Origin of the sequence: Pseudomonas sp. BS3767 (assembly GCF_900099665.1) — a bacterium.
GTDB lineage: Bacteria > Pseudomonadota > Gammaproteobacteria > Pseudomonadales > Pseudomonadaceae > Aquipseudomonas > Aquipseudomonas cerasi.
The window spans coordinates 449,516-470,320 of record NZ_FNCX01000002.1 but is presented as its reverse complement, the minus strand read 5'-3'; the positions used below and the strand labels follow the sequence as shown (position 1 = coordinate 470,320).

Genomic DNA, 20,805 nt, shown 5'->3' with positions numbered 1-20,805 from the left:
ACAGAAAGCGTTCTGACGGCTGCTTTTCAGGGCATTTCCGTGCTTTCATATGCAAATCAATGAGTAACTTCCCCGGATAACGGGTTGAAGTGCTTGAAAATGGCCCCATTGTAAACCTGCCCCGTCACAGCGCTGTGCCAGCATCGTGGAATAACGCCACTTTCCTCACCATCGTTTCCGGGTAGAATGCTCGTTCGCATGCGGCCATCTGGGCTGCACGGGCGACTCACGGGGCCGCCCTCCATTCCTATGTGTGGAAGATCCTGTCGATATGTTTGCGCCTTTGTTGAAAAAACTTTTTGGAAGCAAGAACGAGCGTGAAGTAAAACGCATGCTCAAGACGGTACAGATCGTCAATGCCTTCGAAGAGCAAATGGTGGCCCTTTCGGACGAGCAACTGCGCGCCAAGACCGAAGAGTTCAAGGCCCGCATAGCCAAAGGCGAGACCCTCGATCAATTGCTCCCTGAAGCCTTTGCTGTCGCTCGTGAAGCGGGTAAGCGTGTCATGGGCATGCGCCACTTCGACGTACAGTTGATCGGCGGCATGACCCTGCACGAAGGTCAGATCGCGGAAATGCGTACCGGTGAAGGTAAAACCCTGGTCGGTACGCTGGCTGTCTACCTCAACGCATTGTCCGGCAAGGGCGTTCACGTGGTTACCGTGAACGACTACCTCGCTCGCCGCGATGCCAACTGGATGCGTCCGCTGTACGAATTCCTCGGCCTGACCGTAGGCATCGTCACGCCATTCCAGCCGCCGGAAGAGAAGCGCGCCGCCTACGCTGCCGATATCACTTACGGCACCAACAACGAGTACGGTTTCGATTACCTGCGCGACAACATGGCGTTCAGCATGGACGACAAGTTCCAGCGCGAACTCAATTTCGCCGTGATCGACGAAGTCGACTCGATTCTGATCGACGAAGCGCGTACGCCGCTGATCATCTCCGGTCAGGCTGAAGACAGCTCCAAGCTGTACACCGAAATCAACCGCCTGATCCCCAAGCTCGAGCAGCATATCGAGGAAGTGGAAGGCGAAGTCACCAAGCCGGGTCATTTCACCGTTGACGAGAAAACCCGTCAGGTCGAGCTGAACGAAGCCGGTCACCAGTTCATCGAGGAAATGCTCACCGAAGTCGGCCTGCTGGCTGAAGGCGAGAGCCTCTATTCGGCGCATAACCTGGGCCTGCTGACTCACGTCTATGCCGGTCTGCGGGCGCATAAGCTGTTCAATCGCAACGTCGAATACATCGTTTCCGACGGTCAGGTGCTGCTGGTTGACGAGCACACCGGTCGTACCATGCCGGGTCGTCGCCTCTCCGAGGGCCTGCATCAGGCTATCGAAGCCAAGGAAAACCTGAACATTCAGGCCGAAAGCCAGACCCTGGCATCGACCACGTTCCAGAACTACTTCCGTCTGTACAACAAGCTGTCCGGCATGACCGGTACGGCCGACACCGAAGCGTTCGAATTCCACCAGATCTACAACCTGGCCGTGATGGTCATCCCGCCTAACAAGCCTTTGGCGCGCAAGGACTTCAACGACCTCGTCTACCTGACGGCGGAAGAGAAGTACGCCGCCATCGTCACCGACATCAAGGCCTGCCTTGCAGAAAACCGTCCGGTGCTGGTGGGTACAGCGACCATCGAAACTTCCGAGCACATGTCCAGCCTGCTCAACAAGGAAGGCATCGAGCACAAGGTTCTGAACGCCAAGTTCCACGAGAAAGAAGCGGAAATCATTGCGCAGGCCGGTCGTCCGGGTGCATTGACCATCGCCACCAACATGGCCGGTCGTGGTACTGACATCCTGCTGGGCGGCAACTGGGAAGTCGAGGTCGCCAATCTGGAAGACCCGACTCCGGAGCAGATCGCGCAGATCAAGGCTGACTGGCAGAAACGCCATCAGCAGGTGATCGAAGCGGGCGGCCTGCACGTCATCGCCTCCGAGCGCCACGAATCGCGCCGTATCGACAACCAGCTGCGCGGTCGTGCCGGCCGTCAGGGCGACACCGGCTCCAGCCGTTTCTACCTGTCGCTCGAAGACAGCCTGATGCGCATCTTTGCCTCTGACCGGGTGAAGAACTTCATGAAGGCGCTGGGCATGCAGTCCGGTGAGGCCATCGAGCATCGCATGGTGACCAACGCCATCGAAAAAGCGCAGCGCAAGGTGGAAGGTCGCAACTTCGACATCCGCAAGCAATTGCTGGAGTTCGATGACGTTGCCAACGAACAGCGTAAAGTGATTTATCACATGCGTAACACGTTGCTGGCCGCCGAGAACATTGGCGAGACCATTGCCGACTTCCGTGAAGAAGTGCTCAACAACCTGATCAGCCAGCATATTCCGCCACAATCCCTGCCGGAGCAGTGGAATGTTGCCGGTCTGGAATCGGCGCTCAACACCGACTTCGCGGTTCAACTGCCGATCCAGCAGTGGCTCGACGAAGACGACAACCTGCACGAAGACAGCCTGCGCGAAAAAATCATGGCGCAGCTGCTGGTGGCTTACAACGAGAAGGAAGACCAGGCCAGCGCCGAAGCCCTGCGTTCCTTCGAGAAGCAGATCCTCCTGCGCGTGCTGGACGACCTGTGGAAAGATCACCTGTCGACCATGGACCACCTGCGTCACGGTATCCACCTGCGCGGTTACGCTCAGAAGAACCCTAAGCAGGAATACAAGCGCGAGTCCTTCACGCTGTTCCAGGAACTGCTCGATTCGATCAAGCGCGATACTATTCGTGTGCTTTCGCATGTTCAGGTTCGCCGCGAAGATCCAGAGGAAGAAGAAGCACGCCTGCGTCAGGAAGCCGAAGAGCTGGCCAGTCGCATGCAGTTCGAACACGCGCCTGCACCGGGTATCGAGCAGCCGCTGCTCGACGAAGAGGGTGGTGAAGCGCCTGTTGCCGTTGCATCCGAACCGGTTCGCAACGACCAGAAACTGGGCCGCAACGAGCTGTGCTGGTGTGGTTCGGGCAAGAAATTCAAACACTGTCACGGCCAGATCAACTAAGCCTTTGACTGTGTAATACCTGCGCCGCGACCGGCTTGCCCGTCGCGGCGTTTTTTCATTGATCGCCGTACCGATGCGGACGGCGCCACACTCCATGAGGAGCACCCCGATGGCTGTTGGTCTTGGTCCTTTGCCTGCGTTGCACCCGGTTCCCGGTTTTGAACTTGGCATTTCTTCTGCCGGCATCAAACGCCCGGGGCGCAAGGATGTCGTGGTCATGCGCTGTGCCGAAGGCTCCAGCGTTGCCGGTGTATTCACCTTGAATGCGTTCTGCGCAGCGCCGGTCATTCTGGCCAAACAGCGTGTTCAGGGCACCGTGCGTTATTTGCTGACCAACACCGGTAATGCCAATGCGGGCACAGGCGAACCAGGTCTTGTGGCGGCGCGGCGTACCTGCGAGACACTGGCGCAACTGACTGGCGTCGATGCTTCTGCGGTGCTGCCGTACTCGACGGGCGTGATCGGCGAGCCGCTGCCAGTGGAAAAGATCGAAGGCGCTCTGCAGGCTGCGCTGGATGATCTGTCTGTGGATAACTGGGCCGCTGCGGCGACCGGGATCATGACCACCGACACCCTGCCCAAGGGCGCCAGCCGTCAGTTCAGCCATGACGGCGTGACCGTCACTGTGACCGGCATCAGCAAGGGCGCAGGCATGATTCGACCGAACATGGCGACCATGCTCGGTTACATCGCCACCGATGCCAAAGTGGCGCAGAGCGTGCTTCAGGACCTGATTCGTGACGGCGCCAACAAGTCGTTCAACCGCATCACCATCGATGGCGACACCTCGACCAACGATTGCTGCATGCTGATCGCCACCGGTCAGGCTGACCTGCCGGAAATCACCGAGGCCAAAGGCCCGCTATTCGAAGCGTTGAAGAAAGCCGTGTTCGATGTGTGCATGGAAGTCGCTCAGGCCATCGTGCGTGACGGTGAAGGTGCGACCAAGTTCGTGACCGTTGAAGTCAACGGTGGCGGCAATCATCAGGAATGCCTGGACGTCGGTTATGCCGTGGCCCACTCGCCACTGATCAAGACCGCGCTGTTCGCCTCCGACCCGAACTGGGGACGTATTCTGGCGGCTGTCGGCCGTGCCGGTGTGCCGGATCTGGACGTGAGCAAGATCGACGTATTCCTGAGTGGCGTGTGCATCGCCAGCCAGGGCTGCCGCGCCACGACCTACACCGAAGAGCAGGGCTCGGCGGTGATGGCCGAAGAAGAAATCACCATCCGTATCGAGCTGGGCCGCGGCAATTGCAGCGAAACGATCTGGACCACCGATCTTTCTCACGAGTACGTGAAGATCAACGCGGAATATCGCACCTGATTCAATGCCCGGCGCGCCGGCATCCTGTCTTCGCGCCGGGCTCAATGGAGCTGAACCATGAGCCTGCACCTGATTATCGGCGACAAACGCTACTCCTCCTGGTCGCTGCGTCCCTGGCTGGTGCTGGAAATGACCGGTGCTTCGTTCACCGATCAGGTCATCCGCCTGAACCAGCCTGACACCCGTGCGAACATTCTCAAGTATTCACCCACCGGCAAGGTCCCTGCGTTGCAGTGCGAGCACGGCACGATCATCGATTCGCTGGCCATTTGCGAATACCTGGTCGAACGTTTTCCGGACGCTGGCCTGTGGCCGAGTGACATCGCCGCGCGTGCTCAGGCACGCTCTGCCTGCGCGCAGATGCACAGCGGTTTTGTCAGTCTGCGTTCGAACATGCCGATGGACCTGCGCCAGGATCAGGCACTGGAAGTAATCCCGGTCGATACCCAGAACGACATCGACCGTATCGTCGAACTGTGGGCCGAATGCCGCACTGCGTCGGCCGAAAGTGGTCCGTTTCTGTTCGGCAAGCCAAGCATTGCCGACGCGTTCTTTGCCCCGGTAGCCATTCGCCTGCGCAGCTACCGTGTCGAGTTGCCTGAAGAAGCGCTGAAGTACATCGAAACCATTTACCAGTGGCCTGCTTTCAAACGCTGGCAGCAGGCCGGTCTGGAGGAGTTCTGATCGTGAAACGAGTTCATGTGGCCGCCGCCGTCATTCGTGACGCTGACGGCAGCGTATTGATTGCCCGACGTGCCGACACTCAGCATCAAGGCGGCCTCTGGGAGTTTCCTGGCGGCAAGGTCGAGGAGGGCGAGACCGTCCAGGACGCGCTCGCACGTGAACTGCAGGAAGAGCTGGGCATCCTGGTGACGGCGGCACGTCCGCTGATCAAGGTTTGTCACGACTATCCGGACAAGCAGGTGCTGCTGGACGTCTGGGAAGTCTCGGCCTTCACTGGCCTGGCGCATGGTGCAGAAGGGCAGCCGCTGGTCTGGGCCAGCCCGCGTGAGCTGGCCAATTATGACTTTCCGGCCGCCAATCAGCCTATCGTCGCGGCGGCACGTTTGCCCGGCGAGTACCTGATCACCCCTGAGGGGCTGGACAATATCGAGCTGTTGCGCGGTATGCAGAAAGCCATCGAAGGCGGCATCAAACTGGTCCAGTTGCGTGCGCCGGGTGGTTACGACCCGAAGTACCGTGACCTGGCCGTGGATGCGGCGGGCCTGTGTGCCGGCAAGGCGCAGCTCATGCTCAAAGGGCCTCTGGAGTGGCTGGGCGACTTTCCGTCCGCCGGTTGGCACCTGACGGCGGAGCAACTGCGCAAGTACGCCAGTCGCGGGCGTCCGTTCCCTGAGAACCGTTGGCTGGCGGCGTCATGCCATAACGCCGAAGAGCTGGCTTTGGCAGAGCAGATGGGCGTGGATTTCGTCACCCTGTCGCCTGTTCAGCCAACCCTGACCCACCCGGATGCGCAGCCACTGGGCTGGCCGCAGGCAACGCAACTGATTGCAGGCTTCAATAAGCCGGTCTTTCTGTTGGGTGGCGTAGGCCCTGCCGAGCGTCAACAGGCCTGGGAAAGCGGCGCACAGGGCGTTGCCGGGATTCGCGCGTTCTGGCCTGACGAGATCGTCTGACGCTCAGCAGAGGACGCAGAGCTCCCAGAACGGCATGCCCACGCAGAGTACCTGACGTTATACACAAGTCTGCTCTTGATTCTGGCCGCAGGCCGTGGGAGTGAGCTTGCTCGCGAAGAGGCCAGTAAAACCCCTGAAAATGGGGCGTCTGGACCGATGTCTTCGTGAGCCCGCCTCGCTCACTCCCACAAGGCCTATACATAACGCCAGGCCGCTGGCGTGAGGATGTCTTCTGTGAGCTCCGTGTAATGGATATGCCCGTCAAACCGGCTTGGGCGCGGGCTGCCAAAGGATCTCGGCAATGCCCTGTCTTCTGGCGATCAATCGAGCAGCGACGAACAGCAGGTCCGACAGCCTGTTGATATACGCCAGTCCTGCGCCTTCCAGCGGCTCGACAGCATTCAGATGCTGACAGCGACGTTCTGCACTGCGCGCCAGGCTACGGCAGATGTGCGCTTGGGCGATCAGCGATGAACCGCCTGGCAAAATGAAATTCTCCAGTGGCCCCAGTTCGTCATTCCAGACATCGATGGCGGCCTCCAGTCGCTCGACCTCGGCTTCGTTCAGCGCCTTGTAGGTCGGCATGGCCAGTTCGCCGCCCAGATCGAACAGACGGTGCTGACACGGTGCAAGTACTTCGATCACTTCCTTGAGGGCCGGGACGCGCTGAGCTTCATCGATCAACCCTGCCAGCAATAGCCCCAGCTGGCTGTTGAGCGTATCGACCTCACCGATGGCCTCGACGCGCGGATGATCCTTGGAGACCCGACGGCCATCGCCCAGACCGGTTTCACCGGCATCGCCAGTGCGCGTGTAAATCTTCGACAAACGAAAGCCCATTGATGCGATTCCTGATCAGGATTTTGAAATGACCTGCTGCTGAACGCTCACCTGGTTGGCCACCAGCGGTAGACGCAGCGTAAAGCAGGTGCCTGTGCCGAGAGAGGAATGTACCTCCATCTGGCCTTTGTGGTTGTTGGTGACAATGAAGTAGGACACCGACAAGCCCAGTCCGGTGCCCTGGCCGATTTCCTTGGTGGTGAAAAACGGCTCGAACGTACGCTTGCGGATGTTCTCCGACATGCCGATGCCGTTGTCCTCGACCTGGATCTCGGCCCACGGCGGATTGAGGCGCGTGCGCAGGGTGATGCGCCCGGGCTCTTCGCTCTCCGGCCGCTGGTGAATGGCCTGCGCGGCATTCTTCAGCAGGTTCAGCAGCACCTGCTCCAGCTCGTTGGCAATGCACGGCACCGGACCCAGTTCGGGGTCGAACTGACGGATGATGTGCTGGCCCTTGAAGTCGAAACCGATGGTCAGATCGAAGTCGTTACTGGCGATCTCCACGGCCTGATCGATCAAGGCAGGCAAGTCGCAGGGTGATAACTGACGACTGCTCAGGCGGCTGAAATTGAGCATGTGGCTGACAATTTTTGCAGCCCTGGCACCGGCCTGCTGAATGCCGTCGAGCAGTTTGGGCACTTCGCGGCTTTCCAGGTAATGGTTGACCTGCGCCAGATCGACGCCGTCGGCCTCGGCCTGCTCGATGTTCTTCGGCAGCTCCGGGGACAGCCGCCGGCGGATGTTCTGCACGTTGTGCAGAATGGCGCCCAGCGGGTTGTTGATCTCATGCGCCATGCCTGCTGCCAGCCCGCCGACGGACAACATTTTTTCCGACTGCACCATCATTTCTTCCAGCGATATGCGCTGGGTGATGTCATCGATCCGGATCACCACGCCGCGCCCGGCATCACCGGTCAATGGGTAGAACGTCAGCGCGTAGTGGCGGGACTCGTCATTCTTGATCCAGGTCACGCGCTCGATCTTGGTCACGCTGTGGCGCTCGACGGTGTGCTTGATCTGCGGCAGAAACGAGCGCATCGGCTCGAAGGCCAGGAAGATCGGCTGGTTCAGCGCTTCGTCCAGAGTCGTCCCGGACAATGCCGTCGCCTCCTGATTCCACTGGGTGACGTACAGCTGTTCATCCAGCGCGATCATCGCCGACGGCATCGAGTCGATGATGCTGTTGAGGTAGTTCTGGAAGCCGGTGAGCTTCTTCTCGATCTTGCTGCGCACCTGGACTTCCAGCTCCAGCTTGCGGTTGGTGTGGCGTGTCTCCTCGGCCAGCCCTTGGGCCTGATCGTAGGCTTCCTGCGAGTCGTCCCGCGCGCGCTTGAGTTGCTGTTCACGCGCCTCGATACGCGACAGCATGGTGTTGAACGCCTCGGCCAGGCTGCCGATTTCATCCTCGTTACCGGGTTCTGCGCGGAGTGCGTAGTTCTCTTCGCGGGTCACCTGCCGGGACAGTTCTTCAAGCTGATAAATAGGTTCAGTAATCAGGCGCCGAATCTGCCGTGCCACCACCAGCCACAGCAACACGCTGAACACCAGAATGCCCAGGCTGGCAGTCAGCGTACCGGTGTAAAACGCTGGGGGCAGCTCGCTGCTGGCAACCAGCAACAGATGCCCTGGCGGCTCGTCGCCCTTCGGTACGGTAATGACCTGCGTACTGCGAAATTCGGTCAGGCGCCAGTTGTCCATGTCTTTGAAGTGTCTGGGCAGCTCAAGGCTTTCGCCCTGATGCATCTGCTCAAGCCGCTCGCCGTTGTTGTCATAAAGAGCTGCGGCACGTAACGGCCCGTAGCTTCTCAGTTCCTTGAGCAGCGCGCGCGCCTCATCAGGCGAGTACAAGGCCCGTTCGTTGAGGTTGGCGCTGCTGATCAGCCGGCCGATGGTCTGCAGGGCCTGCGGAGCCATCGCCTCTTGAGAGATGTAATAGGCCGCGCTGATGAAGGTCAGGTTGGCGACCAGCAGTACGGTGGTCATCAGGACCAGCAGGGCGGCCAGCAGTTTCTGGCCGACTGGCAGGTTTTCCAGGCGTTGGCGCAAAGGCATTGGGCAAGTCGCAGTGACGGGTGATGCGAGCAGGGTAGCGCGGGCTAGTCGGTACGCAAACCCTTGCTTGCCAGATGGGCTGTCAGACGCGTCTGCAAATGCTGCAGGTGCGGTGCGGGGCTGCCATGACGCGCTGCGGCTGCGCACGCATAACCCAGCAGGTAGCTGATTTCGGTGCGTCGTCCGTGAAGCACATCCTGATACATGGATGAATAGTTGGAGGCGGTCGCCTGGATGACCCGCAGCACTTCGGCATGCAGCTCCTGCGCGGCCGCTGGCTGGCCGCAGCGGCCCAGCAGCTCGGTCAGCTCGGCGCACAGCGTGGCGACCTCGCAGGCGTGCTCGAGCAGGCCACCATTACGGCAGTCATGCAGCACCGTCAGCGGGTTGATCGCGCAGTTGAGGGCCAGCTTGCGCCACAGGCGGGTCAGGATGTCCGGCGTCCATTGGTGGGGAATGCCACTGTCGTGCAAGTCCTGCAGAAGCGCGGGGGCTGTCGGGTTGGATGCATCCCCCAGCCAGTTGAAACCATGGCCAGCGAACCTGACGTGCCAGTCCGATTCCAGAAACGCGCCTTCGGTGCTGGAGGCAAACAGGCAGCGCGCGTGGGGGATTTGCGCAGCCACTGCGTCCTGGCTGCCCAGGCCGTTCTGCAACAGGATGACGTCGGCCTGCGCCGTCAGTCGCGGAGCCAGCTGAGCGACAGCCTGCTCGGCCTCGTAAGCCTTGCAGGTCACCAGCAGTCGTTCGATGGGTTGTCGATGGTCGGCGGTCTGCGCTTCGACCGGGTACGCATGGGCAATATCGTTCTCGACCAGCGTCACGCAGCTGCCATTGGCTTGATAGGCGGCCAGCCGATCAGCGTTGCGAAGGATCAACCGCACCGGCAGATTCGCGCGTGCCAGTCGCGTCGCCCAGAGACTGCCCAGGCTGCCTGCACCGAGAACATGCCATGTCACCGCCATCACAGCGGCACGTTATGGCGCTGAAGCGGTCTGCAGAAGGTGAAAACAAGGATGTGCATGGAGGCTCACAGTGAACGCTGGAAAAGTCTCGTTATAATGAGCGTTCTTTCACACCGTCAAGTCATGCGTGCCCGAATTGTGCGCACGCCGTTTATCTGGAGAACATACATGCCCTCGTTCGACGTAGTGTCCGAATTGGATAAACACGAAGTCACGAATGCCGTCGACAACGCTATCAAAGAGCTGGACCGTCGCTATGACCTCAAAGGCAAAGGCACGTTCGAGTTCAAGGAACTGACCGTCACGCTGACTGCAGAAGCAGACTTCCAGCTGGAGGCCATGATCGAAATCCTCAAGCTGGCGCTAGTCAAACGCAAGATCGACGCGAAGTGCCTTGAGATCAAGGACGCTTATGCTTCCGGCAAATTGATGAAGCAGGAAGTCATCCTGCGTGAAGGCATCGACAAGGAGCTGGCGAAGAAAATCGTCGCTCACATCAAGGAAGCCAAACTCAAGGTCCAGGCCGCCATTCAGGGCGAGCAGGTGCGGGTGACCGGCAAAAAACGCGATGACCTGCAAGAAGCCATCGCAGCGCTGCGTGCCTACGATTCTGGCATGCCGTTGCAATTCAACAACTTCCGCGACTGATCGTTGCATTGAAAGCCGGGGAACCCTGCGTTCCCTGGCCAGTCCGAATCGCCCTGAGCATTGAAATGACGGCATGCTGCCGTGGTTTTGATCGCAGTTCGTGACGAGTAAGGAGATAACGATGGATTTAAACGCAGAAGTCGGTCATCTGTGGCAAGCGTCGCAGGCCTGGATTCCGATGATCATGGAGTACGGCAGCCGCTTGCTGCTGGCAGTCGTTACATTGTGCGTAGGCTGGTGGCTGATCAACCGGCTGACCGGCAAACTGGGCGCCTTGCTGGCCTTGCGACACGCCGATCTGGCCTTGCAGGGCTTTGTCAGCAACCTGGCCAACATCATTCTGAAAATCCTGCTGGTGGTCAGCGTCGCGTCGATGATCGGCGTGGAAACCACCTCCTTTGTGGCGGCGATCGGTGCGGCCGGTCTGGCGATCGGTCTGGCCCTGCAAGGCAGCTTGGCGAACTTCGCCGGTGGCGTACTGATTCTGTTGTTCCGTCCGTTCCGTATCGGTGACTGGATCGAAGCCCAAGGTGTGTCGGGAACCGTCGACAACATCCAGATCTTCCACACCGTGCTGCGCACCGGCGACAACCGTACGGTGATCATTCCCAACGGCAACCTGTCCAACGGCATCATCACCAACACCAACCGTCAGCCGACCCGCAAGATCACCTTCGACATCGGCGTCAGCCATGATGCGGATTTGAGGAAAGCATTGCAGGTCCTGCTGGACATGGCAGACGACCCACGCGTACTCAAGGACCCGGCCCCCCAGGCTGTGGTGGCTGCGCTGGGGGAGAACGCAATTACCTTGTCCCTGCGCGTCTGGACCAGCAGTGGCGACATGGGCGACGTGACGTCGATGTTCAACATCGAAGCGCGCGACCGCCTGAAGGACGCAGGCATCGAGATCCCACTGCCGCAACGGATTGTGCGGGTGGTTCAGGAATAGTTGTGAGTGCGGTATGAAAAAGCCCTGGCTCATGAGAGTCGGGGCTTTTCTTTATTTGCAGGTTCAGGAAAAGGCTCTTTTCATGATTGATGATTGTCTGCCTTCAGCGATGCCCGGGCGCTTTACCGTCTGTTGATACGAACATGCCTTTCAGCTCTCCGGCACAAAAAGTAGGTTATTTACTGTAAATGTAACCGTCGTCGTCCTCATCTTCCTCGTTGATATCTTTGAGTTTTTCTTGATGAGGCACCGGGTAAAGACCCAGTACAGCCGCTATTCCCGCAGATATGCCCATGAGGAATGGGGTCGGCTCGGGATACTGCGAAAGTTTCCGATCGGGATCCTCTGTGGGATTAACGCCGCTGCCAGCGGGGAGCTTCATTATCTTCATACCATCAGCGGTGAGAATGCAGCGAGGCGGGACTATCTTGCCTTCAAACATTTCCACTATTTCGGCGTTGGGTAAGGGGGTGAGCGGCTCACTGACCTGTGCACCCGATTCGCTATGCGTGAACAAGAACTTCTCGCCGCTTTTCTCGATACGAATCCTTGGCTGATTCTTGGGCTTTGTGGCGTAGTCACCAATCAACTCGTCACACGGGGACACTGACTCTTGCGCACAGCCCGCTAATAGAACCATCCCGGCGACTAAATGCACCCCTACGACGGCCTGACAAAAACGCGTGTACATGTTTCTTCCTTGTTCCAATTGAGGGGGCAGTTCCATGTCGTTTCCTGTACTTGCGCTGCATGACCTGATCACGAAATATCCTAAATCACTCGCACATTTATGGCGTGGCTGGCCACACCCTGACAGCCGCACGCCAGTCGGTGGCCGTGCAGGACCACCGGTATGCCGTTCAGTTTTCGGGTGGGGTGGCCTTCGATAAAGGCGAATTCTCCTGAATGAAGCGGGCAGGTGGCTTTGTCGCCCAGCACGGCCGGAGGCTTGCCGTTGAGGGTGTGGGTGCCTGCCAGTTGGCAGGACACCACTCGGCCACCACTGCTGGTGGCGTCGCCCAGGCAGACGGGATAACTCACTCCGCAGGTGCCCCGCCGGTTGGCGAGCCGAAGGTGAACGGGTCTGCGCCGCGGTTCTGGCTGTTCTTCGCTTTGCGGGCTTCATCGGGCGGGCGGACCATTTGTACGGTCAGGCTGCCATCGGTGCCGGCGTAGACCACGGCACTGACGCCGCCATCCTTGTAACTGGCGATGGTCGCCAGATTGATCTCGACCAGCGCACCACTGACCCCGGTATTGCCCAGACGGCGGCCGATGTCGTAGCCCTCTTCGACATTGCCCAGCTCAAGACCGTGGCCGTCCTTGTTCAGGTCGTGCAGGGCATTGTTGAGGGCAATTTCCGCTTCAGGGTTGTTGGTGCTGTCGTAGAACACCCGCACAGGTTTCTGACCCTCAGGCAGTGTGTCTAGTGCCTTTAGCCAGGCGGCTTGCAAGGCTTTGGCTTGCAAGGCCGGTTTCAGACGCTTGCCGTTTTCATCCTGCATGGGCGCCTTGATCGGGCGATGCAGGTAGCCAAGCACCGGCGCAGCGTCGAACTCCTTGACCTGATGCTGACCCCAGCGGATCGGCAACCAGGGGGAGGGCTCGAAGTTGCCAGGGCCGCGATTGCTGATGGTTTTCCAGAGGGTGGGGAGTTGGGATTGCCAGTAGGCGGTGGACATGGTGCCTGGAGCGTAGGGGCTTTCAATCCCCTTGGCGTTCTCCTCGCTTTCGTACCAGTCTGAAAATGCTTTATCACGGCTCCAATAAAAAGCCCAAAGTTTGCCCAGATCGGTATTTTTGTTTTGATTGTCTTCTTTTTCGCTTATCGCATAAGGACGAATATACCGGTCTACACGATCCGAACGGGTGACAAGTAGGCCTGTCATGCTTTCGAACACGGTCGGTACGACCTGAGCATTTTTGGGCAGGCCGGGGGTACCACGTTTACGATAAATGTTTCGTGTGACGTCGCCGTCCTGACTTGCGATCAATGCTTGTGGGACCTGCGGATTATCGTTGAAGAACTTGAAAAGTCGCTCAATCATGGCTTGAGCATTGCTCGTGCTCTCATCGTCCTGCCATAGGAATAGCGTGACGCCGAGAGTAGCAGCATTGCGACCGGCGTTGATCAGGTTTGCGGCTCTGTAGGGTTTTTCATATGGATTAGGTGGGCCAAGCGCGAAGACTGGAATCGGCCAATAGGCTACGGATTCAGACGCTGAATGTTTGAAAGCGACTTGTAATTTTATATCTGCGCTGATCTCTCTAGCGTCGAGTGAGGGGTCATAATCCTTGGGATCCCGTGAAAAGATAGAGACAAAATTATTGTTTTTCTTTTTTATGAAATCCCAGATTTCAGACTGATGATCTTCATAGATGCCAATTCCGCCACCTCTTATCTCCAGTGAATAGGTTCGCTGTCGAGCAGCCTCCTGTTCTGCATTCTGAGTGATCACTTCGGATTTATAAGCGGCCAGTTCAGCTTTTTCATGAGCGACCGCGTTGCCCCACCAATGCCCGCTGTAGCTAAGCAGAACCGCACTTAAAATCCCTACAATGCCCCAGCGTGTTATCGAATGTATGTCACGCAATTCCATATGGTTTTCCTGTGCTTCCATTGCATGACCTGATCACGAAATATCCTAAACCACTCGCACATTCATGGCGTGGCTGGCCACACCCTGACAGCCGCACGCCAGTCGGTGGCCGTGCAGGACCACCGGTATGCCGTTCAGTTTTCGGGTGGGGTGGCCTTCGATAAAGGCGAATTCTCCTGAATGAAGCGGGCAGGTGGCTTTGTCGCCCAGCACGGCCGGAGGCTTGCCGTTGAGGGTGTGGGTGCCTGCCAGTTGGCAGGACACCACTCGGCCACCACTGCTGGTGGCGTCGCCCAGGCAGACGGGATAACTCACTCCGCAGGTGCCCCGCCGGTTGGCGAGCCGAAGGTGAACGGGTCTGCGCCGCGGTTCTGGCTGTTCTTCGCTTTGCGGGCTTCATCGGGCGGGCGGACCATTTGTACGGTCAGGCTGCCATCGGTGCCGGCGTAGACCACGGCACTGACGCCGCCATCCTTGTAACTGGCGATGGTCGCCAGATTGATCTCGACCAGTGCACCACTAACCCCGGTATTGCCCAGACGACGACCGATGTCGTAGCCCTCTTCAACATTGCCCAGCTCAAGACCGTGGCCGTCCTTGTTCAGGTCGTGCAGGGCGTTGTTCAGGGCGATTTCCGCTTCCGGGTTGTTGGTGCTGTCGTAGAACACCCGCACAGGTTTCTGGCCATCTGGCAAAGTATCCAGCGCCTGCACCCAGGCGGCTTGCAACGCTTTGGCTTGCAAGGCCGGTTTCAGACGCTTGCCGTTTTCATCCTGCATGGGCGCCTTGATCGGGCGGTGCAGATAGCCGAGTACCGGCGCAGCATCGAACTCCTTGACCTGATGCTGACCCCAACGGATTGGCAGCCAGGGGGAGGGCTCGAAGTTGCCAGGGCCGCGATTGCTGATGGTCTTCCAGAGGGTGGGGAGCTGGGATTGCCAGTAGGCGGTGGACATGGTGCTCGGGGCATCCGGTACCTTGGGATTATAGGTGCCTGCTCCTGCTTCATACAGATTCTTGTCACGCTCCCAGTAAAAAGCCCACAGCTTGCCCAGATCGCTACTTTTGTTTTGATTGTCATCTGAATCGTTAGTCGCATAGGGACGGATGTAGTGATCCACTCGATCCGATCGAGTAACCAGCAGGCCGGTCATGCTTTCAAATACCGTTGGAACTACTTGAGCGTTTTTTGGCATGCCCGGAGTACCTGCAACGCGTAATCCGTTTCGCGTGACATCACCGTCTTCACTTACTATTAGCGCTTGAGGTACTTGCAGGTTGTCCTCAAAAAAACTGAATAAACGGTTAAGTATTTTTTGAGCGTGAGTAGTGTTTTCAGCGTCTTGCCACAAGAATAACGTCACACCTAAAGTAGCGGCGTTGCGCCCGTTGAGAATGTTGTCGGCGGCACCTGTGTCTGATGGTTGTTTTGGGGGGGCAATTGCAAACGTTGGGATGGGCCAATATGGCACAGCCACATCTGCAGAATGTTGGAAGGCTACGCGTATATTGATGTCTCTAGTAGTCTCGCGTGAACTCAGACCGGGATTGTAGTCCTTTGCATCTGACGAGTATATTGAAACGAAATTGCTATTTTTTTTAACGATCTCTCGCCAGATTGACGATTGATGCCAGCCATGTACTGCCATTCCTACCCCCCGGATTTCCAAGGCGTAATTTCGTTTTTGAGTGGCCTGTTGATCTGATATCTGTGCTGCAACGTTGGATTTGTATGCCGCCAGTTCGACTTTTTCATGAGCAACGGCTTTGCCCCACCAGTGACCACTGTAGGTCAGCAGCACAGTGCCAAAAATAGCCGCAATGCCCCAGCGCGTTACCGAGTGTATGTCACGGAGTTCCATGTTGTTTTCCTGTGCGTTTAAATAGACTAGCAGGACAAATCCTATCCAGAGGGAAAGCAGTATTCCTATTATCCAGATATACGGCTTCAGCTTGGGTCGTATCAAGGCTTTCCTTGGGTACGCCGTCATTTAGAGACTCCCTTAATCTGAGAGCCTGTGAGTAAGGATGGCGGTGTTAATGGTACTAGCTCTGGCGGGGGGAATATGCCTCGTTCGTAGTAAGCATTACTGGCTTTCACCAATGCCTGAGCTTCGTCGCTAAGTTTTATCCAGCCAGGCAGTTTCTCAACAACTTCAAATTTCTTCTTGTCCATCTTCCAATCCGCAATCGCCACCAGTACATCACGCATCGCCGGGTCGTCCAAGCATTTCGCCTGACCAATCGCGATATCCATCGCCGTTACCCATTGATGGTTTTCCGGGCTTCGCAACAGGCCCGAGTGATAGCTATTGAAGTCCAGCACCTCGGTCGAATTGCTTTCATCCATGAACTCACGTATTTCGTCCGGCGTGTCCTCGCGCAGTATCTCGTAAGTATCCGAAGGCCTTGGTGCGCCGTCGCCTGTCAGTCTTCGCTTGATTATGATGCGGGTCTGTTGACCTGGCGCTTTGCCCATATTCCATTGGGCAAGCTCTCGCTCTAGGTCTATCGATCCTGTGTGGTTGCGCACAAAGTGCCATCTGAGCTTGGCCCTTGGGTTGCCCACGGCATTGGCTTTGTTAGCGTCATCGGGCCTGTCACGCCCTGATTTGTTCTGATCGCCCCTGTAATTCTCCTCCTCCCCGCCAAACATAGCGGGGGCGTGTGGTGGATACAGTTGTTCAGCGTTGATCAGTATCCTATGCCCTTCTTCTGTAGGGCCTTTCGAAAGGAGCCCTGCGAACCAACTGTCGCCGGCATAGCGAGATTCGTTTTTGGCGCGCAACAGATCATAGCCTAGAGGCTTTCCAACCATGACCGGAGAATCGTCACGGTAGCGCTTGGTCCACATGCGTTGATAAAAGCGCACGGCCTTCAATTCAGCCATAGGGTTGCGAGTACTGTCTTTGCCATGGATGTCCCACACCCCAAACGTGCCGATGCCTCTTACGTCATCCAGTGCAACGGTGGTGTCGTCCGGGCAGAAATACAGGTATACCTTGCCGCGGTTATCACGCTCAGGGAATACCGTCAGGTTACCGACTTTGCCCTTGTCTTTGCGCGTACCTTGTGTCGGTGACCACTGCGGGCCGCTTCTTCCGCAGTAGGTTGCGGGGTTGCACAGGTCTGAAAGCGGCGGCTGGGTGTGGGGTGCCTGAGTCACCTGTGCCACGATGCGAATCAGTGTGGTTAGCGTGTCTTGATCTTTGGGGGTGACTTCCGGGAACAGGCAGTAGGGCGTGTCCACCATGATGATGGTGTCCGCGCAACGATGCCCCCCGTCCACCAGCAGTGCTTGCGCCAGCAGGGTAATCAACGTGCCTTGGCTATGCGCCATGATCGTGATGGTTTCGTCGGGAGACACCCTGCGTATCTCCTTGACCATCATCGCGAGCCGGTGAGCAGCCAGCACGTAATAACGTCGATGTGGGTTATCCCCCAGAAAATGTGTGTTGGGTAGCGTCTTTCGGGCAATCTTAAGGCGCATGGTGAGTGGCAGGCCCTTGTCATACATTTCCAGCAGGTTATTGGTGGCATTGACAAAATAACCACCGGCCTTGCCAAAATGCCGATCCAGGCGATTACCTTGTATGTCCTGATACTGGTCACGCAGTTTAGTGGGGGCGTTGTTCTTGTCCCGGCTGATTTCGCTGGGGTCGGCCCGATATCCCCAATAAAAGGGAATCAGCAGGCTGCGCGTTTTCGGGTCGTCAGTATCACGTCTGTAAAGATGGGTGTCTGGGTCGTCGAGTAGCTGTTTATCTTGATCTTCCAGTTGTTGTTTGGCTCTGAGTTTTTTTTTCGCGATGTCGTACTCAGCCCCGTATCGCCCCGGCACCAGATCCGGCCGGTCCAGTCGCTCATTCACCCCCTGACACAACCCGCTCTCCACCATGCTGTACGACGCCCCCGGGTCATTCACACCGTGCAGAAAGATCACTACGCCTGGCAAATCGCCGGGCACTTCCATTTTGCAGGTGGTGTTGAGGTTGGGGATCAGGCGTGTGTTGCCTTGGGCAACGGCGTATTCATCGGCGCCGTTCATTGCGCACCTCCTTTCGGGGTGCCGCTGCGCAGTGCCGATACTTGCGCCTGATGCATCATTTCGCGTTCCACGCGCTCGGTCAGTCCGTCTGCGTTCGTCATTCCTTTCACCAGGCTGCCATCTTCCAGTTTGATTTCATACGAGTGATCCGCTGCTGCCCGCGGGCTTTGTTCGCTGTGGCCGGGGTAGTGGAAGGTGACCTGCTGGGCGGCGGGGTCGCGGCCGAAAGAGGGGATAGCAGCGCTGTCGGTCTTGGGGCCGATCCAGTCGTGTTCGCTGGCGTGCACGGTGACTTTGCCCTGTGAGCCGATCTCGACGCCGCCGCCAATCTTGATGTAACTGCCGTCATCGGCGACCAGGCGGATGGTCGGCGCGGTGATGACCACTTCGCCTTCGACGGCCGAGACGTGCAGGTTTTTCTGGGCATTGAGGGCGATGTCGTCTTCCTGCGCTTGCACCAGCACCTTGCCGCGGTTGGCGATGGCGCTGATGCCTGCATCCTGAGCGAAGGCCGACAGCCCTTTGCCTGCTTGCAGGTGCATGGCCGCGCCGCTGGTCAATTGCAGGTTGTCCTGCGCAGTGGTGTCGTGATTTTCACCCGCATAGTGAACCTGCGAGCGTGGTGTGGCGCTGGCAATGCCGGCGGCAGCGGTCATGGCCAGTACCGGGTCGCCCAGGCCGTTATTGTCCGGCGCGGGCCATTGGTCGAGCGACTGGCGCAAGGCTTCCATACCTTTGACATCCACCGCCTGACTGCCACGTGCGGCTGCGGTTTCGCCGAGGGATTTGAACAGCTCGCCGCACTCGGCCAGCAGTTTGAGCAGCTCTTCGCGATCCAGCTGTGAGCCTTTTGCGTCGGTACGCGCATAGGTGGTCAGCAACATGCCTTGCGCGGCACGCAGGGCGATGGCGGCATCGGTGCGCAGTTCTGCGCCGTTGCCGCGTGGCTGAGCGGTGCCGTCAGTACGCGGATCGGTCAGTTTGCCCAGGTTGAGGGCGGTGGCCTGATGGGTCGTGCCCATGCGAGCGCGCAGCGAGCCCGGCGTGTCATCGAACAGCAGTTCGTTGAAGCCGCTGCCTTTGTGTTCCTGGGTGCGGATCCCCGACAGCGTGCGGTTGCCGGGCAGCCCCGAGGCCTTGCTGAAGCGTGGCGGCAGATTAATGTTGTTGTAGAGCACCGACGTCACCAGAGGCCGGTCGATATCGCCTGCCACAAACGTCACCAGCACTTCCTGGCCGATGCGTGGCATGAACTGATGCCCGAAGCCGCTACCGGCACTGGGCATCGCCACTCTTAACCAGGTGGTGCCTTGCGGTAGGCTGTCGCCGCGCTGCCAGTGGAACCTGACCTGTATCCGCGCCAGTTCATCAGTGAACACTTCCTCACCTTCCGGCCCGACCACGATGGCGCTCAGAGGGCCCGGAATGCTCGGGCGCGGGACGGTGATCGGATGACGGTAGGGGATTTTGTGGCGAATGCACACGAACTCGTTTGTGTAGCCCGCGCCTTCGTCCGACAGGTAATTGTTGCTGCCCTCATGCTTGACCGATATCAGCAGAAAACTGCGATCTTCAGCAGAGCCGCGGTCATGATCAAAATGTTGGGTCAGTTCAAAGGTGTGGCCAGGGTACATGGCGCGGCAGTTACTGTTGCCGGTGAATGTCTTGCCCTGAACTTCAATGGCCTCCAGACGCTGACGTACCAGGCGTTCACCGTCATTGAAGGTGCCGTGGCTGTAGTGATCGAGCACGTCATACACTTCATACGAATCGACGTTGCCCTGCTCGTTGAGACTCGGCATGCCAACCGGCAGCGAATTGCGCGGCTGCTTGTAATCGAAAGTCTGAATGGACATGCGCCCCGACTGCAGGCGTCGATGGCTGCGCCATTCGGTAATCGAATCCGCTGTCTCGGTAACGGATGCACTGTGATAACGAATGGTGGGCTGTTGCGGCAGGGGCGAGAGGTCACGCGAGTGATCAAGAATGATCAGCGTGTGCTTTTCCTGATTGTGATCGAAATAGAAGAACAACCCTTCGTGTTCCAGCAAGCGCAATACAAAGGTCAGATCGCTTTCACGGTACTGGGTGATGTAACTGTGTGTCTTGAGTGGCTGGCTGAGTTGAAACTCGAAATCGGGCAACGCGCCATAGACCGCAAATACCGTTCGGATAACGGCTTCGATGGTCTGTTCCTGAAATATGCGCGAGTCGACGCGTCGCGAGAGCATCCACAGCCAGGGGCTCAGTGTTGCGCTGTAACGTGCCAGACCGCCGTCGCTGCCTTCCAGGCTGAAGGCACTGATATAGCCATTGATGAAGCGCGACTCGCCGGTGGCCAGCTCTATTGCCAGTTGTGCAGGCTGGCCGATCTGCGATTTGAGCTCCAGGCCGGCATCGCGACTGATCATCGACAACTCGAAACTGAACAGCTCGGACAGGCTTTCAGTGCCGGAAAAACGTTCCAGCAGGAGTTCCTGTTCGTCACGGGCAACGGTCGTCAGTTTGATCAGACGACGGTTTTGTGGCGCAAATAGCGCCGTTAGATCCTTTAACATTGTTGCTCCGTTATATAAAACCAGCCGCTCGTTCCGAGCGAGAGTGCTGATATAGAGAGGTGGGTGAGTCTATAGACTTCTTTCCGGGGGCATACAGTTAAATTGCAAAGGGCCATTACCGAGCGACATTACTCCTGAAGGCGCGGTGAGGCAGTGAGGAATGGC

The 20,805-nt window shown here is 58.1% G+C and carries 16 protein-coding genes; 6 read left to right on the top strand and 10 right to left on the bottom strand.

Translation table 11 applies throughout. The annotated features are described in order from the left end of the window. The first annotated feature begins 271 nt into the window (after nucleotides 1–271). The 4 genes from secA to BLR16_RS06590 all read left to right on the top strand — a co-directional run bounded on the left by secA (nucleotide 272) and on the right by BLR16_RS06590 (nucleotide 5,977). Nucleotides 272–3,013: a preprotein translocase subunit SecA gene (gene secA, locus BLR16_RS06605; protein WP_003431453.1), complete on the top strand. Its 2,742-nt coding sequence runs from the start codon at nucleotides 272–274 to the stop codon at nucleotides 3,011–3,013. A gap of 109 nt (nucleotides 3,014–3,122) precedes the next feature. Continuing rightward, complete coding sequence (gene argJ / locus BLR16_RS06600; RefSeq protein ID WP_054082051.1) at nucleotides 3,123–4,340, top strand: bifunctional glutamate N-acetyltransferase/amino-acid acetyltransferase ArgJ; 1,218 nt, start codon at nucleotides 3,123–3,125, stop codon at nucleotides 4,338–4,340. A 57-nt stretch (nucleotides 4,341–4,397) separates the two neighbouring features. Continuing rightward, nucleotides 4,398–5,024, top strand: coding sequence for a glutathione S-transferase family protein (locus BLR16_RS06595; protein ID WP_072366437.1), 627 nt, complete (start codon nucleotides 4,398–4,400; stop codon nucleotides 5,022–5,024). A 2-nt stretch (nucleotides 5,025–5,026) separates the two neighbouring features. Next, the gene (locus BLR16_RS06590; protein WP_072366439.1) at nucleotides 5,027–5,977 is read left to right on the top strand and encodes a Nudix family hydrolase; all 951 of its coding nucleotides are present in this window, start codon (nucleotides 5,027–5,029) and stop codon (nucleotides 5,975–5,977) included. Between the two features lie 261 nt (nucleotides 5,978–6,238). Here the strand turns inward: BLR16_RS06590 and BLR16_RS06585 are convergent, their stop codons facing one another. Genes BLR16_RS06585 through BLR16_RS06575 form a run of 3 tightly spaced genes read right to left on the bottom strand, consistent with a single transcriptional unit; the run spans nucleotide 6,239 to nucleotide 9,834 of the window. Beyond that, entirely contained in the window at nucleotides 6,239–6,817 is a 579-nt protein-coding gene (locus BLR16_RS06585; protein WP_003363999.1) for a cob(I)yrinic acid a,c-diamide adenosyltransferase, read from the bottom strand. Between the two features lie 15 nt (nucleotides 6,818–6,832). Continuing rightward, a complete protein-coding gene (locus BLR16_RS06580; RefSeq protein ID WP_003363997.1) occupies nucleotides 6,833–8,869 on the bottom strand; it encodes a sensor histidine kinase in 2,037 nt (678 codons plus the stop codon). Nucleotides 8,870–8,913: 44 nt separating this feature from the next. After that, nucleotides 8,914–9,834 carry a putative 2-dehydropantoate 2-reductase gene (locus BLR16_RS06575; protein ID WP_074805042.1) on the bottom strand — a complete coding sequence of 307 codons (921 nt, stop codon included), beginning with the start codon at nucleotides 9,832–9,834 and terminating at the stop codon, nucleotides 8,914–8,916. A 168-nt stretch (nucleotides 9,835–10,002) separates the two neighbouring features. On the opposite strand from BLR16_RS06575, the gene BLR16_RS06570 reads away from it, so the two are divergent. Together BLR16_RS06570 and BLR16_RS06565 are read left to right on the top strand one after the other, a co-directional pair. Further along, nucleotides 10,003–10,482, top strand: a complete 480-nt coding sequence (locus tag BLR16_RS06570) for a YajQ family cyclic di-GMP-binding protein (protein ID WP_003304827.1) — start codon at nucleotides 10,003–10,005, stop codon at nucleotides 10,480–10,482. A 121-nt stretch (nucleotides 10,483–10,603) separates the two neighbouring features. After that, nucleotides 10,604–11,434 (top strand): mechanosensitive ion channel family protein, encoded by an 831-nt coding sequence (locus tag BLR16_RS06565; protein WP_003363993.1) that lies wholly within the window; start codon nucleotides 10,604–10,606, stop codon nucleotides 11,432–11,434. Nucleotides 11,435–11,609: 175 nt separating this feature from the next. Here BLR16_RS06565 and BLR16_RS06560 read toward each other — a convergent pair whose 3' ends face one another. The 7 genes from BLR16_RS06560 to BLR16_RS06530 all read right to left on the bottom strand — a co-directional run bounded on the left by BLR16_RS06560 (nucleotide 11,610) and on the right by BLR16_RS06530 (nucleotide 20,640). Further along, the gene (locus BLR16_RS06560) at nucleotides 11,610–12,125 is read right to left on the bottom strand and encodes a hypothetical protein (RefSeq protein WP_060708942.1); all 516 of its coding nucleotides are present in this window, start codon (nucleotides 12,123–12,125) and stop codon (nucleotides 11,610–11,612) included. An 80-nt stretch (nucleotides 12,126–12,205) separates the two neighbouring features. Beyond that, entirely contained in the window at nucleotides 12,206–12,475 is a 270-nt protein-coding gene (locus BLR16_RS06555) for a PAAR domain-containing protein (RefSeq protein WP_060708245.1), read from the bottom strand. Beyond that, a complete protein-coding gene (locus BLR16_RS06550) occupies nucleotides 12,472–14,034 on the bottom strand; it encodes a type VI lipase adapter Tla3 domain-containing protein (RefSeq protein ID WP_074805039.1) in 1,563 nt (520 codons plus the stop codon). Before BLR16_RS06550 ends, BLR16_RS06555 begins: the two co-directional genes overlap by 4 nt. Before the next feature lie 45 nt (nucleotides 14,035–14,079). Then, a complete protein-coding gene (locus tag BLR16_RS06545; protein ID WP_003350919.1) occupies nucleotides 14,080–14,349 on the bottom strand; it encodes a PAAR domain-containing protein in 270 nt (89 codons plus the stop codon). Continuing rightward, complete coding sequence (locus BLR16_RS06540) at nucleotides 14,346–16,025, bottom strand: type VI lipase adapter Tla3 domain-containing protein (RefSeq protein WP_161458412.1); 1,680 nt, start codon at nucleotides 16,023–16,025, stop codon at nucleotides 14,346–14,348. The genes BLR16_RS06545 and BLR16_RS06540 overlap by 4 nt, the downstream gene beginning before the upstream one ends. Further along, nucleotides 16,022–18,082, bottom strand: coding sequence for a T6SS effector phospholipase Tle3 domain-containing protein (locus tag BLR16_RS06535; RefSeq protein ID WP_074805033.1), 2,061 nt, complete (start codon nucleotides 18,080–18,082; stop codon nucleotides 16,022–16,024). The genes BLR16_RS06540 and BLR16_RS06535 overlap by 4 nt, the downstream gene beginning before the upstream one ends. Then, entirely contained in the window at nucleotides 18,079–20,640 is a 2,562-nt protein-coding gene (locus tag BLR16_RS06530) for a type VI secretion system Vgr family protein (RefSeq protein WP_058396762.1), read from the bottom strand. The genes BLR16_RS06535 and BLR16_RS06530 overlap by 4 nt, the downstream gene beginning before the upstream one ends. Between the last annotated feature and the right edge of the window lie 165 nt (nucleotides 20,641–20,805).